Annotated in this window: 12 protein-coding genes; 4 read left to right on the forward strand and 8 right to left on the reverse strand. The window is 63.7% G+C overall.

Going from position 1 to position 15,537, the window contains the following annotated elements; translation table 11 throughout:
• The first annotated feature begins 143 nt into the window (after positions 1 to 143).
• From ACFOKJ_RS10830 to dinB, 4 genes are all read left to right on the forward strand, one after another.
• Positions 144 to 629: a copper chaperone PCu(A)C gene (locus ACFOKJ_RS10830; RefSeq protein ID WP_390279428.1), complete on the forward strand. Its 486-nt coding sequence runs from the start codon at positions 144 to 146 to the stop codon at positions 627 to 629.
• A gap of 134 nt (positions 630 to 763) precedes the next feature.
• Positions 764 to 3,493: a bifunctional diguanylate cyclase/phosphodiesterase gene (locus tag ACFOKJ_RS10835; RefSeq protein ID WP_390279430.1), complete on the forward strand. Its 2,730-nt coding sequence runs from the start codon at positions 764 to 766 to the stop codon at positions 3,491 to 3,493.
• A 387-nt stretch (positions 3,494 to 3,880) separates the two neighbouring features.
• Positions 3,881 to 4,183 (forward strand): SelT/SelW/SelH family protein, encoded by a 303-nt coding sequence (locus ACFOKJ_RS10840; RefSeq protein WP_390279432.1) that lies wholly within the window; start codon positions 3,881 to 3,883, stop codon positions 4,181 to 4,183.
• Positions 4,184 to 4,197: 14 nt separating this feature from the next.
• Positions 4,198 to 5,295 (forward strand): DNA polymerase IV, encoded by a 1,098-nt coding sequence (gene dinB, locus ACFOKJ_RS10845; RefSeq protein ID WP_390279434.1) that lies wholly within the window; start codon positions 4,198 to 4,200, stop codon positions 5,293 to 5,295.
• 17 nt (positions 5,296 to 5,312) lie between these two features.
• Here the strand turns inward: dinB and creD are convergent, their stop codons facing one another.
• The 8 genes from creD to ACFOKJ_RS10885 form a co-directional block, all read right to left on the reverse strand.
• Positions 5,313 to 6,647 carry a cell envelope integrity protein CreD gene (creD, locus tag ACFOKJ_RS10850; RefSeq protein ID WP_390279437.1) on the reverse strand — a complete coding sequence of 445 codons (1,335 nt, stop codon included), beginning with the start codon at positions 6,645 to 6,647 and terminating at the stop codon, positions 5,313 to 5,315.
• Between the two features lie 95 nt (positions 6,648 to 6,742).
• A complete protein-coding gene (creC, locus tag ACFOKJ_RS10855) occupies positions 6,743 to 8,170 on the reverse strand; it encodes a two-component system sensor histidine kinase CreC (protein ID WP_390279439.1) in 1,428 nt (475 codons plus the stop codon).
• Complete coding sequence (gene creB, locus ACFOKJ_RS10860) at positions 8,170 to 8,853, reverse strand: two-component system response regulator CreB (protein ID WP_390279440.1); 684 nt, start codon at positions 8,851 to 8,853, stop codon at positions 8,170 to 8,172. The genes creC and creB overlap by 1 nt, the downstream gene beginning before the upstream one ends.
• 79 nt (positions 8,854 to 8,932) lie before the next feature.
• Complete coding sequence (locus tag ACFOKJ_RS10865) at positions 8,933 to 9,922, reverse strand: patatin-like phospholipase family protein (RefSeq protein ID WP_390279442.1); 990 nt, start codon at positions 9,920 to 9,922, stop codon at positions 8,933 to 8,935.
• Positions 9,915 to 10,793, reverse strand: coding sequence for a patatin-like phospholipase family protein (locus ACFOKJ_RS10870; protein ID WP_390279443.1), 879 nt, complete (start codon positions 10,791 to 10,793; stop codon positions 9,915 to 9,917). Before ACFOKJ_RS10870 ends, ACFOKJ_RS10865 begins: the two co-directional genes overlap by 8 nt.
• Positions 10,794 to 10,806: 13 nt before the next feature.
• Positions 10,807 to 11,712 carry a malonyl-ACP O-methyltransferase BioC gene (bioC, locus tag ACFOKJ_RS10875; RefSeq protein ID WP_390279445.1) on the reverse strand — a complete coding sequence of 302 codons (906 nt, stop codon included), beginning with the start codon at positions 11,710 to 11,712 and terminating at the stop codon, positions 10,807 to 10,809.
• Positions 11,709 to 12,473 carry a pimeloyl-ACP methyl ester esterase BioH gene (bioH, locus tag ACFOKJ_RS10880; protein ID WP_390279447.1) on the reverse strand — a complete coding sequence of 255 codons (765 nt, stop codon included), beginning with the start codon at positions 12,471 to 12,473 and terminating at the stop codon, positions 11,709 to 11,711. Before bioH ends, bioC begins: the two co-directional genes overlap by 4 nt.
• Before the next feature lie 112 nt (positions 12,474 to 12,585).
• On the reverse strand, positions 12,586 to 15,444 hold the full coding sequence (locus ACFOKJ_RS10885; RefSeq protein ID WP_390279449.1) for a putative bifunctional diguanylate cyclase/phosphodiesterase: 2,859 nt from the start codon (positions 15,442 to 15,444) through the stop codon (positions 12,586 to 12,588).
• Positions 15,445 to 15,537 lie beyond the last annotated feature (93 nt).

Here is a 15,537-nt window from a genome sequence, read left to right on the forward strand (position 1 = left end):
TGCGGATTGTGACACAGCGGGCCGCCATGGCCGTTTAACACACTGTTCCGCCGGCGGCCTGCGACATTTTGTCACTGCACAGCGGCGGCACTGCATGCTAGTTTTGCGGCCAACTCTTATTCGCAGTCTCAGCAAGGAACACCATGCGTACATTTGCCACCCTGGCGCTGGCCAGCCTGTTCACCCTGCCGGCCCTGGCCCATGACTACACCGTGGGCAGCCTGAAGATCGACCATCCCTACAGCCGAGCCATGCCGCCGGCCAGCCCCACTGCGGCGGTGTTTTTCACCATCAGCAACAATGGCAAGCAGGCAGACCGCCTGATTGCCGCCAGCAGCAAGCAGTCTGGCCGTGCCGAACTGCACACCCACACTAACGACAACGGCGTAATGCGCATGCGCCAGGTGGAAGGTGGCATTGCCATCGCCGCCGGCAGCAGCGTGAAACTGGCGCCAGGCGGGCTGCATGTGATGCTGCTGGAAGTGAAGCAGCAGGCACGAGCCGGCGACAAGTTTCCGCTGACGCTCACCTTCGAACGCGCCGGCGAGGTGCAGGTGGATGTCAAAGTGGAAGATGGCGGCGAGCAGCCAATGCAGCACCAGCACGGCAGCATGGCCATGCCGCATTGAGCGGACGGGCGCTACTGCTGTTGCAGCTTGGCGACGGGCATTGTTAACGTAAATTAACAATGCCCGCCGCTTTCTTGCAGTGAACTGCTATGCTAGGCGACCAGCCGAACCCTGCCGATTACCGGCGCCTGCGCATGCTGATCAAACGCTTTCATCCCCTGCTGTTGCTATTGCTGTTACTGCTGCTTGGCCTGGCCGGCATAGGCCAGATCGCACGCAGTGCGGCCCGCGAACTGGACACGGCTTCCCTGCGGCTGATACAGCAAGGTCTGGAACAGGAGCTGCAGCAGCAGCGCCGCCAGTTGGCCACCAACCTGGCCGACTACGCGGTGTGGAATGACATGGCATTGCACATGAATGCCACCCAGCCCGACCTCGACTGGCTTAACGACAATCTCACCTCTTCCGTCTATCACAACTTGGGCGCACAGCTGGTACTGCTGATCGACAAGGAGCGCGGCGTGCTGCTGGGGCGGCAACACGGCATCCTGGCGCAGGAGCCCGGCCAGCTGCTGCCACTGGCAACAGCGCAATGGCAGCAGTTACTGCGCAACGCCGACCGCTATGCCACCGCCAACCAGTATTCACAGCCCTTCAGTCAACTGCTGCTGTACAGCGCACTGAACGAACAGAGCGGCCAGCCGGAAACCCGCCTGCTGATGATGTCGCTGCAACGCATCTCCCCGGAAGACAACAAGCAGCCGGCCGGCCCGGTGCCACGCTACTTGCTGTTTGCCCGTCACCTGGACAGCAACCTGCTGCAACAGATGGCAGCCACCTATGGCCTGAGCAGCCTTAATCTCAGTTTTGGCCCAGCCAGCCCGGAGCAGAATGACGTATTGCCGCTGCGCAACAGCACCGGCCAGCATCTGGCCTACCTGAGCTGGCCACAACTTAGCCCCGGCGAAGGGCTGCTGCAGCGCATCCTGCCGCAGAGCCTGTTGCTGTTGCTGGTGCTGCTGCTGCTGGGCCTGCTGATCATCCTGAGCACCCGCAATATGCAGCGACGCCAGGTACAGCTGGCGGAACGACGCCTGCAGCAGGGGCAGACCCTGCAGCAGCTGATCAGCCTGCGCCACGATGACCAGCAAGAACTCGACGACTACCTGGCGGAAGTACTGCCGCTGCTGGCACGCGCACTGCAGATCTCGCGCGTCAGCGTGTGGCAGTTCAGCGGCGATCAGAAAGAGCTGCAATGCCTGGCCGGCATCAACACCCTGACCGGCGAGCGCATGGGCGGTGAAGTGCTGGACGAGAGCCAGCATGGCGACTACCTGCGGGCCATGCTGGCCGAAGGGCTGCTGGCCAGCAACCAGGTGCACAACGATCCACGGCTGCAGTCGCTGCACCATTACCTGTATGCCCGTGGCGTTACCGCGCTGCTGGACGTCGCCATCATGGTGGGCGGCATGCACCACGGCGTGCTGTGCATCGAATCGCAAGCGCCGCGGCGCGAGTGGTCGCAGGACGAGATCGACTTCGTCAGCGCTGCGGCCAACATCATCGCGCTGGTGATGGAATCGCGCGCCCGGCTGCATGCCGAGGGTGAGCTGTACCGCCAGTTCTACTATGACCGCTTTACCGGCCTGCCCAATCGTACCCGCCTGCTGATGCAGCTGGACGAGCTGTTGCTGCAGCGCCAGCACGGCAACCCGCGCGAAGCGCAGCCGGTTGGCTGTGTGATGTTGTCGGTGGAAGGTCTGGCCAATATCAACGAACTGTTTGGCCGCAACAATGGCGACCTGGTGATCCGCGAGCTGGGCCGCCGGCTGGAGGGCAGCATCAGCAACGGCGAGATGGTGGCGCGCTGTGCCGACAACCGCTTTGCGCTGCAACTGCTGGGCAGTGACGAAGAACAACTGTCACGCCGCGTGGACGACATCGCCACCCTGCTGGCCAAGCCGCTGGAAATCCAGGGGCAGCCCTTGTTCCTGCGGCTGAGCGTCGGCCTGGCCATCTATCCGCACGACTGCGACGAGGCCGAGGCGATTCTGGAAAACGCCGAGGCGGCCCTGCAGCTGTCACGCGAAAGCCCGGGCAGCTGGGTACGCTTCCACCCGGAAATCAACAGCAACTGGCGCCGCCGCAACCGGCTGCAGGCCGATCTGCGCCAGGCCGTGGCACGTGGCGAACTGCTGCTCAACTACCAGCCCTATGTATCGCTGAAAACCGGCAAGATAGCCGGTGCCGAAGCCCTGGTGCGCTGGCAGCATCCGGAATTCGGCCTGGTATCGCCGGCCGACTTCATCCCGCTGGCGGAGGAGTCCGGCGTGATCCATGCGCTGGGGGAATGGGTGCTGCAGGAAGGCATCCGCCATGCCGCGCAGTGGCGCGAGCAATACATGGCCAGCTTTGTCATTTCCATCAACGTTTCGCTGCTGCAACTGGAAGACGCCCGTTTTGCCGAAGTGGTGGCCGCCATTCTCGCCACCCACCATCTGCCGGGCGAGGCACTGGAGCTGGAAGTGACCGAAGGGCTGGCGCTGCGCAACACGCCGGCCATCGACAGCAACCTGCAGCAGCTACGCGCGCTAGGCATCGACATCGCCATTGACGACTTCGGCACCGGCTATGCCTCGTTCAGCTACCTGCGCCGCTTCCCGGTGGAAAAACTCAAGATCGACAAACAGTTCCTCGACCATGTGCCGGAGAACGACAGCAGCAGCAATCTGGTACGCATGATCGTGGCCATGGGCCACACCCTGGGCGCGTCGGTGACCGGCGAAGGCATCGAGAATATCCAGCAGGCGCGCTTCCTGGCCCAGCACGGCTGTGATTACGCGCAGGGCTACCTGATCAGCCGCCCGCTGCCGGCCGGCGCACTGGAACAATTCCTCGCCGACGCCAAACCCTTGCCCATCTAGGACGAGAGCGGCTATTTCCCGGAAACGCCTTGCAGCAATCGCAACAGATTGTTGCAGTGATGTAACATCGTGCAGTGCAACATTGTCGGACAGGCGACGGCTTTGCTTCTCGAATGCGCCAACATGATGCACACTGCCCCTCACGTTGCATCGCTGCCTCCAGCACTGCGCCAGGTTTACCAAAGACCGGGTGATGGAGGAGAGACAAGCTCAGCATGGGCCACAACAGACACAATACAGACATCAAGCGGAACAAGGTGGCGATGCAACGTCCCTCCGCGGGTTAACCACCCACTCTGCTTTACCCCGATCAAGCATTCCCCTCTGGTTTTCAGGCACCTTCCAGCCCAGTAACATTGCCGCTTTCCCCACTGCTGGCCAGCCATCATGACCGACATCGTTTCCCCTGCCCTGCCCCGCGTGGCGATTCGCTACTGCACCGGCTGCCGCTGGCTGCTGCGCGCTGCCTGGATGGCGCAGGAGCTGCTCACCACCTTTGAGAAGGATGTCGCCGAAGTGGCGCTTCAGCCCGGCAGCGGCGGCGTGTTCCAGGTAAGCATTGATGGGGAACTGATCTGGGACCGCGCCCGCGATGGCGGCTTTCCCGATATCAAGGATTTGAAGCAGCGCGTGCGCGACCGCGTGGCACCGGACAAATCGCTGGGCCATAGCGACAAGCCCGCCGGATAGGCAAGGTTGGCCGCATGTCAGTGCAACGCAAGATCATCCACATCGACTGCGACTGCTTCTTCGCCGCGGTGGAGATGCGCGACAACCCGGCTTGGCGCGACATCCCGCTGGCGGTGGGCGGCCAGCCCGGCCAGCGCGGGGTGATCTCCACCTGCAACTACGTGGCGCGCCGCTTCGGCGTGAAAAGCGCCATGCCCTCGTCGCTGGCGCTGCGGCTGTGCCCTGAGCTGCTGATCGTCGGCTCCGACTTTGCCCGCTACCGCGCCGCCAGCCAGGCGGTGCACGCCATCTTCCAGCGCTACACCAGCCTGATCGAACCGCTGTCGCTGGACGAAGCCTATCTGGATGTGAGCGGCCAGCCGCACTGCCAGGGCAGCGCCAGCCTGATGGCGGCCGAAATCCGCGACGCCATCCGCAACGAGGTGGGCATCACCGCCTCGGCCGGCATCGCCCCCAACAAATTCCTGGCCAAGATCGCCAGCGACTGGAACAAGCCGGACGGCCAGTTCCTGGTACGGCCGCAGGACGTGGCCGACTTCGTGCGCGTGCTGCCGGTGGAAAAGATCTGGGGCGTGGGCGAGGTCACCGCCGCCAAGCTCAAGCAGCAGGGCTTTCACACCTGTGGCGACCTGCAGCAACTGGAGCTGCTGGACATGCTGCGCCGCTTCGGCAAGTTCGGCAAAAGCCTGTACGAGCTGGCGCGCGGCATCGACCACCGCGCGGTGCACAACGACCACGAGCGCAAATCGGTAAGCGTGGAAGAAACCTATACCCGCGACCTGCCGGACCTCGCCGCCTGCCGCGCCGAGCTGCCGCCGCTGCTTACCCGCCTGCAGGACAGGTTGCGCCGCGCCGGCAACCCGCCGTTTCGCGGCGTGAACATCAAGATCAAGTTCGCCGACTTCACCCAGACCACGGTGGAAACCGTGGCACACGTGCTGGACGAGGCTGTAATCGACAGCCTGCTGGCCACCGGCTTTGCCCGCGGCAACCGCCCGGTGCGGCTGCTGGGCGTGGGGGTGCGACTACAGGAAGCCAGCCGCGTGCCGCAGCAGTTGCAGCTGTTCGACATCGGCAGCAACACGCAGCAAACCGCTCCACCGCAGCCGTAATTACTTCACCAAGGCCGTCACGCTGCATCGCTACGCTTGCCAAGCGCGCCCCAATCGACGTTACGGGTGAAAAACATGGTCAACGCTAACAAGGCAAACAGCACCAGACTGCCCAGCAACAAAGCCATATCTTCTGAACGCAGAATCATGAACAGCAAGCCGAACAGTGCCAGCAGCATTGCAGCAAAGCCTACCCCGCGACGCCAACTGGCCAGGATATAACGGCAATACCATCCCTGCAGCGCGGCAGATGCCAAGGCGGCCAGCCAGTAAGCGCGGCTGAAACCCAGGTGTTCGGACAACGACAAGGTAAGCAGGAAGAACATCGCCAGGCCCAGCATCACCAGCGTGTACTGCACAGGGTGCACCGACAGGCGGTTGACCACCTCCAGCAAGAAGACCGCACCCATCATCAACAACACAAACAACTCGGCATATTTCATGGTGCGCTCGTTCAACACATAACGATCTACCGGGTCCAGCAGGCGCAGCCCCACCCGAACGGATTGGCAACCTTCCTTCTCGTGGCAGGTGCCACCAGTGGCCAGTTCCGTGGTTTGCCAGCGCGCGCTGAACCCCTGGTCCCCAACCGTGCGGCTGAGCGGGGCGAATTGCCCGGCAAAGCTCGGGTGTGGCCAGTTACCGCTCAAGGTGATGCTGCTGCTGTCACCTGATGGTTCAAGCAGCAGGCTGCTGCTACCACTAAGCTGCAGATTCAACAGAAAAGGCAATTGCTGCGCCGTATCCCTCGCCGTTGCCGGCAGGGGCGCCGGTGCATGCACACCATGCGCGGCCTCTTTGAGTTGCGAACCTGGAGCGAATACCAGAGCCTGTCCGCCAAGCTGTCCACCCAGTTGCTGGATACCGCGGACATCGCTCAGACCCATTGCCAGATAGGGCTGACCCCAGTTGGTACGAATCTGCTTATCGACTGTCTCTGACTGCTGCTCGTACTGTTTGAGCGGCGGCAGCACAAAATGACCGGCAAATTGCAACTGGCTACGATAGATGGGCGCTTCGAACAGCCCACGGCGCAGCATCTCGACCGCCAGCTTCCCCTTGCCGTCGAGCTGTGCTGGCGTCAGCAGCAGTTGCCCGTTCTCGCTTTGCTCCTCCCAGCCGGTGACCTTCCCCTGCTCGGATGGCTGTCGCGTTCGCGTGGTGCGCGTAAACGGCAATACCAGGTATGGCCCGGCAATATCCTGTTCGCCAGCACTGAACTGGGCAATTTCCCGTCGCACCTCTTCTGCGCGGTTCTGCCGCTCATCCAGCAAGCCGCGCACCAGCGCCAGTACCAGCAGCATCAGCAATACCATGCCACCCAAAGCAGCCACTTTCCATGCCATTTTCATCTCGTTCTCCCTGACTTACAGACAGCGAGCAGCCTGCGCCAGCAAGATGGAGAACATATGCTGATACGATGGACAAACGATGGAGAAACAACAGCTCAGCGGCTAGCCAGCGGCAAGCGGATAGCAACGCAAACGCCGGGTGGCGCATTGGCAATGGCAATATCACCGCCATGCAATTGCAGGATGGCTCGCGTCAACGCCAGGCCAAGGCCGCAACCCTTCTTGCCACCGGCACGCGGCAACGAGAAAAAGCGCTGGAACAGTTGCGGCAGCGCAAAGTCGGGAATGGGCTCACCATCGTTGGCAATACGCAGTGTCAGTAGGTGATCAACCCGGTGCAAATGCAGCTGGATGCAACCATCCATCCGGCTGAAATCGATGGCGTTCTGCAGCACATTGCGTAGCGCCTGTCCCAACAGAAAGGCATCGCCTTGTAGCAGGCATTCTCCGTCGGGAAGTATGGTCTCGATGCGTCTACTGCCTAGCTGCGGTGCCAATGCGGCCAACTGTGTTCGCAGAAGTCCGGCCAGATCTAGCCTTACGAACTGCTTGGCGGCAGTGCCGGTCTCTAGTGAGGCCAGTTGCAGCAGGTAATCGATAATCTGCTGCAAGCGGCCAACCTCACTCTCGACGTGTCGTAAAAAACGGGCACGATCTTCCGGCGCTAGTTCGTCATGCAGAATCTCGGCCGCGGCGCGGATGCCCGCCAGCGGGGACTTGAGTTCATGAGTCAAGTCATGCACGTACTGCTCGACATATGCCTTGCCATCCAGCTCGCTGCGCATGCGGCCCAGCGCCCGTGCCAGGGTCTCCAGCTCGCGGTTGGCCGTAAAGTGCGGTATCGGTACCAGCTGGCCGGCACTAACGGCGTCGGCAAACCGGGTCAGCTTGGTGATGCCGCGGCTGAGCCACCAGGAGAACAGCGCCCCCAGCAGCAATGCAGCCAGCAACACCATACCAATCAACCGCGCCAGTTTGCCTTCGCTACGCTCGATGTGCGGTTGCATGGCCAGGTTGGGGCGGCTAACGGTAAGCACTCCGATAATGCGGCTGCCCTCGCGTATCGGTGCCGCTACATACATCACGGTGGACAAAGGGTTGGCCGCATCGGCCAACGTAGTGCGCGCACCATATTCGCCGCGCAACGTCAGCGCCACGTCGCGCCACTGGCTGTAATCCTTGCCGGTAGCCAAACCGGCAGAATCCAGCAACACCACGCCGTGGTTATCGGTAATGTAGATACGCAACTGCGACTGCCTATGCGGTACACCCCACACCTCGGCACTTAACGGTTGCCGGGCAAGCCGCGCCATCGCCACGGCCAGGCGGCTGCCATCCAGCCGGCCGGCCGCCATATCCGGCTGCACCATTTCCGCCAGCAGGTTGGCAGTATCCAGCAGCACCTCTTCTGCCGAACGGCGCATGGCCGGCTTGATCTCGTCGCGTACCACGCCGATCACATAAGCGGCCACCGCTCCCAGTAATAGGAAATAACCAAGAAAGATACGTAGTGAAAACCGCATCACTGCGGCTCCAGCGCATACCCGAAGCCACGATGCGTGACGATTGGCGCAATGTCGACGCGTACCTGACGCAGCTTGGCGCGCAGGCTCTTGATGTGGCTATCGATGGTTCGCTCGAAGCTGTCCTCAGCCACATCACCCAGTGCGTCCAGCAGCTGGGCACGGCTGAACACATAGGCAGGCCTGGCCAGCAGGGTAGCCAGCAGCCGGTATTCGCATGGCGTCAACACCAACGGCGTACCGGCAAAATAGATGCGTCTGGCCGTTTCCTCATGCACAAACATGGGCTCACTGCTGCACACAGCCGGCGAGCGGCTACCCACCCGCTTGAGGATGGCACGCACTCGCGCCACTACTTCGCGCGGACTGAATGGTTTGACTACGTAGTCATCTGCACCCAGCTCCAGCCCCAGTACACGGTCTAACTCCTCGGCACGTGCAGTCAGCAGCAACACCGGCAGTTCACTGTGATGACGCAAGCGCTTGAGTACCTCCAAACCACTGCCGTCAGGTAAGCCGATATCCAATATCAGCAGGTCAGGTATGGCTTGCGCCAGCGCGGCTTCAGCACTGCCAGCCAGAGCGTAGTGGCTGGCTCGCCAGCCCTCGCGCCCGATGGCAAAAGCCAGGGAGTCAGCAATAGCAGGCTCGTCTTCGACAATCATGATGTGCAGGGCACGCATAGCGCAGCAGGTAGCGTAATGGCGGGGAGTACCAGCTTGCACCAAGGCGCCGACAACCGTAAAGGGCGATGTCGTTGCCCTAACGCTGCGCGCGCTGTGTCCAGGCCGCCACGATGCGGCGGATTACCGGCAACGCCTCGCGGCCAACCTTTTCGCCTTCGCGTATCGCGCGGCGGCGCTGGTCGAAGTCGGCGGCACCCAGACTCAGCACCCTGGGCCGCAGGATCACGTCGGCCTGTTTCAGCTCCAGCGCCAGCGCCGCCTGGTTCATGATGGACAGACTCTGGTCCAGATTGCCGAACAAGCCGCTCTTGCGCTGCACCGGCTTGGCCGAGATATCCACCGCAATCACGATATCGGCCCCCATCTCGCGCGCCGCCACCACCGGTACCGGGCTCACCAGCCCACCGTCCACGTAGCGGCGGCCCTTGATGCTGACCGGCTGGAATACATTGGGAATCGCCGCCGAGGCACGCACCGCCAGGCCGGTATTGCCGCTCTTGAACACCGAACGCTCACCGCTATCGAAATTGGTGGCTACCGCAGCAAACTTGCGCGGTAGTGCCTCAATGGGCTTGCGGCCAACCTGCCGGTTGACGAAGGCCTGCAGCTTTTCGCCCTTCAGGAAGCCATTGCCGGACAGGGTGAAATCCTTCAGCTCATCCTCGTTCAGCACCAGCGCGCGGCGGTACAGCTTTTCGCCGCTAATGCCGGCGGCGTAGATGGCTCCCACCACGCTGCCGGCGCTGGTACCGGCAATGATGTCGGCCTGGATGCCGGCTTGCTCCAGCACGCGAATCACGCCGACATGGGCAAAACCCTTGGCGGCGCCGCCCCCCAGTGCCAGCGCGATGCGCGGCTTGCGTGGCGGGGTTTTCGACGCCACAGGCGCAGCCGGCGCCGGCTTGGCGATGACTACCGCGGGCGGCACGGCGGCGGCCGGCGCGGAAGCAACACGGTTGGCCGCAGCACCGGGGGCCGGCGTGCTGCTCAACGGCGCCTGCTGGCTGGCGCAGCCGGCCAGCAGCCATGCGGCCAGCAGTGCCGGCAGATAGCGCCGCTTAGCCACGCTGCTGCTGCCAGCGGGCAATCGCCGCCTTGATCTGCGGCAGCGCGGCGCGGGCGGCCTTTTCGCCTTCCAGCATGGCATTGCCGCGCAGGTCGAAATCCGCCGAGCCGATATTCAGCACATTGGGGCGGATCACCACGTCGGCCTGTTTCAGCTCCTGTGCCAGTGCCGCCAGGTTCATGATGTTGAGGCTGCGATCCAGCAGACCGAAGAAACCGTCTGCCGCCTTGCCCACTGGCTTGGCGGAAATATCCACCGCAATCACGATGTCGGCCCCCATCTCGCGCGCCGCGCTCACCGGCACCGGGCTCACCAGCCCGCCATCCACGTAGCGCTTGCCGGCAATGGTCACCGGCTGGAACACATTGGGTATCGCCGCCGAGGCGCGCACCGCGGTGCCGGTGTCACCGTTGCGGAATACGGCGCGCACGCCGGTATCCAGGTTGGTGGCCACCGCGCCGAACTTGCGCGACATCTGCTCGATCTTCTTGCCGTCCACCTGCTGGTTCACCAGCGCCGCCAGCTTTTCGCCTTTCAGGAAGCCGCTGGTGGAAAGGGTAAAGTCGCGCAGGTCGCTCTCGTCGATGCGCATGGCGCGGTAGCGCAGCGCATCGCCATCGATACCGGAAGCGTAAATGGCGCCCACCACGCTGCCGGCGCTGGTGCCGGTAACGATGTCTGCCTTGATGCCGCCCTGCTCCAGCGCGCGGATCACGCCGACATGGGCAAAGCCCTTGGCGGCGCCGCCGCCCAGCGCGAAGGCGATGCGCGGCTTGGCAGGCACCTTGGCAACCGGCGGAGGTGCCTGGGTGGCACAGGCGGTCAGCCCTGCAAGCAGGGCCAGCGAAAACAGGCGGCGGTTCAGAGTCATACGGCTTTCTGCGCTAACGTTTGGGCGGGTTGCGGGTGAATTCGATCACCTGCCGGCCATCCGGCAGGGTATTCGCCTTTTTCTTCGGCATGCCTTTCCAGGCATGGCCATACAGCACTTCATAGGTGGCCGGCAGCTGGCCGTCGCGGCGGTAGCCTTCGTAGGCATCGCACACTCGCTGCCAGGCATGCTTGCCCAGCAGGCCACGGCTGCGACCGGCGGTGACATTGTGCGCACCGATGGATTTGAGATCCTGCATCACCTCTCGCGCGCTGGCGTAGGTCATCACGATCTTTTCCATGTCCATTACCGGCTCGGACATGCCGCTGGCCAGCATGGCGTCACCCAGATCGTGCATGTCGATGAACTGGTTGACGTGGTTGCGGCCATCGGCGGCACCAAAGGCGGCACGCAGTTCGAACAGCGTATCCGGCCCCAGGGTGGCGAACAGCACCATGCCGCCCGGCTTGAGCACGCGCTGGAACTCGGCGAATACCGCGTCCGGCAGGTTCAGCCACTGGATGGTGAGGCTGGACCAGATCATGTCCACGCTGTTGTCTGCCAGCGGCAGGCGTTCCACGTCGGCACATACCTGCCACGGCTGTTGCGACTTGAACAAGCGCGACAGCATGCCCTGGCCGGCGCGCTGTTTTTCGCGCGAGGCGCACAGCATGGCATGCGCCAGGTCCAGCTCCACCACGCGGGCATCCGGGTAACGGCGGCGCAGCTCGGCGCTGCCGTAGCCGGTGCCGCTGCCGGCATCCAGAATCACCGCCGGCTGCAGCTTGATGTAGTCGAGGCGCTCGGCCATGCGGTCGGATACCTCGCGCTGCAGTACCGCGGCGGCATCGTAGCTGTCGGCGGCACGCTCGAACGAGGCGCGCACCAGCTGTTTGTCGGTGTAGAACGCTTCAGTCATGCATATTGTTCCAGGTGGTGGCGCAGGTGCTGCAGAAACTCGCTCTCGTGCGAGAGGAAAGGCGCATGCGAAGCCTGGGCAAATTCGTACAGGGTGGCATCCGGCAGCGCTGCGGCCAACCAGCGGCCAGCCCCGATCGGGGTAATGGCATCGCGGGCGCCGTAGAACAGCCCTACAGGACAGGTAATCAGTGGCGCGAGTTCCCGCGCATCGGCGGCCAGCAGGCAGTCCAGCGCCGGCAGCAGCCCCTGTGGGCGGCCGTGGGCGAACATCTGCTCCTTCAGCGCCGCCAGCGTCTGCCGCGCCGCCGGCGCGCCCAGCAGCTGCAGGGCGAGAAAACGCTCCAGCGTCTGCTCGAAGGCGGTATCCAGGCTGGCACCCACGCCTTCGATGGCGGCGCGCTGCTGCGCATGCGGCCAACTGTCGTCGCGCACGAAGCGCGGGCTGGTGGCGATCAGCGCCAGGCTCTTCACGTTGCCCGGATGGCGGGCGGCCCAGTGCTGGGCGATCAGCCCGCCCAGCGACCAGCCAACCACTTGCACCGGCAGCGGGAAACGCTCGGCCAGCTGGCCGGCGATGGTATCGGGGTGGAAGCTGGCGGCAGCGGCGCTGCCACCATGACCGGGCAGGTCGACCAGGTGCACGCAGAATTCGCCGGCCAGGTTGGCCGCAATGCGGTCGAACACGCCGCCGTGCAGGCCCCAGCCATGCAGCAACACCACGTCGCTGCCACGGCCGTGACTTTCGATAAACAAGCTCATGGAAGCACTAGGTGGGGCAAAAACGCATTTTCGCAATACTGGCGCCGGAAAGATACCGGCCCGCCGGGCGGCCGGCACAAACTGCCGGCTGTCATGGCCGTGTAGCGTCAAGTCAGGCGCTGAGCATCGCGTGGTTGCTGCGGTCCCGCCCATGCAGGCGATCCCAGTCCAGCATCTCCGCCGGTGCCGGGCGGGCAAAGAAGTAGCCCTGCAGTCGGGTGCAGCCCAGTTCGCGCAGTGCGCGCACCTGCACCTCGGTTTCCACGCCTTCGGCCACCACTTCCAGCCCCAGCGCCGCCGCCAGCGCCAGAATGGCGCGCACAATGGCCACCGACTCTTCCTGGCAATGCACTTCGCGCACGAAGGCCTGGTCGATCTTCAGCACATCGAACTGGTAGCGATGCAGATAGGACAGCGCCGAATAGCCGGTGCCAAAGTCGTCCAGCGCCAGGCACACGCCCTGCTCCTTCAGCTGCTTCATCACGCTGATGGCCAACTCCGGCACGTCGATCAGCGCGCTTTCGGTCACTTCCAGGTGCAGGGTGCCCGCCGGCAGGCCGTACTGACCCAGCATCGGCAGCAGCCAGTCCAGCAGGCTACGGTCGTGGAAATGGGTGGACGACAGGTTGATGTGCAGGCACACCTCGTTGCTGAGCTGGCCTTCGGCATACCATGCGGCCAACTGGGCGCAGGCACGCTCGATCATGTAGCGGTCGAGCTTGAGGATCAGGCCGCTTTCTTCCGCCATCGGCATGAACACGCTGGGCGAGATCATGCCGCGCTGCGGGTGGTGCCAGCGCACCAGGGTTTCGAACCCGGCCAGGCGGCCGGTCTGGCTATCGACGATGGCCTGGTAGTACGGCACCAGTTCGTAATCGTTGGTCAGCGCGTGGCGCAGCTCGGCTTCCAGCGCCAGCTGGTCGGCCTGGTCGCGGCGCAGCTCCTGGTTGAACAGGGTGTAGCCGTGGCGGCCGCGCTGCTTGCTGCGGTACATGGCGTGATCGGCATCGCGCAGCATGTCTTCGGCACGGCTGTAGTGGCTCTTGTCGGCCAGTACCACGCCCACGCTGACGGTGGTGAACACCTCGCGCCCGGACAGCACGATGGGGCGCTCGAACGCCGCCACCAGCTGGCGGGCAAGGTCCTCGCACTCGTCCATGGTATCGACGCAGGACAGCAGCACCGCGAATTCGTCGCCGCCGAGGCGCGCGAGGAAGTCGGCAAAGCGCAGCGTGCCCTGCACCCGCTGTGCCGCCTCGATCAGCAGCAGATCGCCGGCCAGGTGGCCCAGCGAATCGTTCACCAGCTTGAAGCGGTCCAGGTCGATGAACAGCACGGCAAAGCGCTGCACCGGGTCGAGCTGGAAGGCATCCCAGTTGCGCTTGAGCACGCGGCCAAAGTAATTGCGGTTCGGCAGCTTGGTGAGCGGGTCGTGCAGGCTATCGTGCTGCAGCTGGGCATTCACCGCATCCAGCTGGCTGGTGCGCTCGCGCACGCGCTGCTCCAGATCGGCGTAGGCGCGCTGCAGGTCGTCCAGCGCCTGTACCCGCGCCAGCGCGCTGCCGATATGGTTGGCCACGAACTCCAGTATTTCCTGCTCGCGCCAGCTGTATCGGGTTTCCGGGCGGAAGCTTTGTACCGACAGCACACCACGCAATTGGTGGCCGCTGTACAGCGGCACGCCCAGCCAGCTGCAGGGCAGCGCCTCCAGTGCGTCGGCATCGACATGCGGCCAGCTGCGCGGGTCGGTCAGCAGCAACGGGCGCCCGCTGTGCAGCACCTGCTCCACCGGACCGCCGCCCGGCGCGCGTGGTGCCAGCTCGGCCTGGAACAGGTCGGCACAGTAGGGAAAGCTCAGCTCGTCACGCTCCTGGTCATACAGCGCCACCTGGCAGTTGCCGGCATCGATCAGCTCGGCCAGCAGGCGGTGCAGGCCGGCAAAGAAGGCATCCATCGACAGGCTGGTATTGGTCAGCTCGGCAATGCGGAACAGCATGGTCTGCAGCTGTTCGGTGCGCTGGCGCTCCGCTACCTCGGCCCGCAGCCTGGCGTTGGCGGTTTCCAGCTCGTTGGTGCGGCGCCATACCTGTTGTTCCAGGTCGGCGCGGAACAGCAGGCGGTCCAGCGCGGCGGAAATATGGTGGCCGACAAACAGGAATGCGGCTTCGGCCCTGTCGTCCGGTTGTGGCTGCCCGGCATAGCCCTGCATCACCATGGCGCCTATCACCTTGCCGCTGCCATTGCACAGCGGCATGCCCATCCACCAGTCGCAGGCACTGCCATGCACGGGAATGCCTTCGCGATGGCACAGTGCCAGCAAGGCGTCGCCATCCAGCATCAGGAACTGGTTTTCGCGGATCAACCAGGCGGTCAGCGAGGCATCCGGGCCACGCGCCGGGAACTGTTGCTGCGGTTGTGGCGGCGATGCATCACATTGGTCGACAAAGTAGGGAAAACGCAACACTCCGGCGTTTTCGTCGTACAGCGCCAGGTAGAAATTGTCGGCCGGCATCAGGAAACGCACCGCCTGGTGCAGCTGCGGCAACACGGTTTCCAGGGTATCGGCCTCGCTGGCGAGGCGGCTGATCTCCATCAGGGTGTGATGAGTGAGGTGCGCCAGCGACAAGGCGTCGCTGAGACCGACGCCGACCAGGTGGCCGGTCAGCAGGTAGGCAAGGCGGGAGGTCAGTTCATCGGCCAGCTTGCTGCCGTGCCAAAGCATCCATCCCAGCGGGGAGCTTTCGCTACCCAGCCGGTGCAGGCGGATGTGTGCCGGCAAGTCGGTAGTGGATGCCAGCTTGTCCGGTTTTGGCAGACAAGCCGTATCACCCCGTCTGGCCAGGCAATGCCAGACGGATCCCACCTTCCCCCAGACTGTTGCACCGTCAGGAGCCTGCAAGCGCGTCAGGAAATCCAGCGCGGCTTCGGCAGCTTCTTCCGGTGTAAACAGGAATTCAGCCGTACTGTTCATACAGTTCGTGTAGACCCACTCGTGAGTGTTTGCATGCGGAGTATCCACATGCACGGTGGCTATTGTTATTTCGGCAATTCTTACAACAACTGA

The sequence above is a fragment of the Vogesella amnigena genome (assembly GCF_042648905.1).
GTDB classification, from domain to species: domain Bacteria; phylum Pseudomonadota; class Gammaproteobacteria; order Burkholderiales; family Chromobacteriaceae; genus Vogesella; species Vogesella amnigena.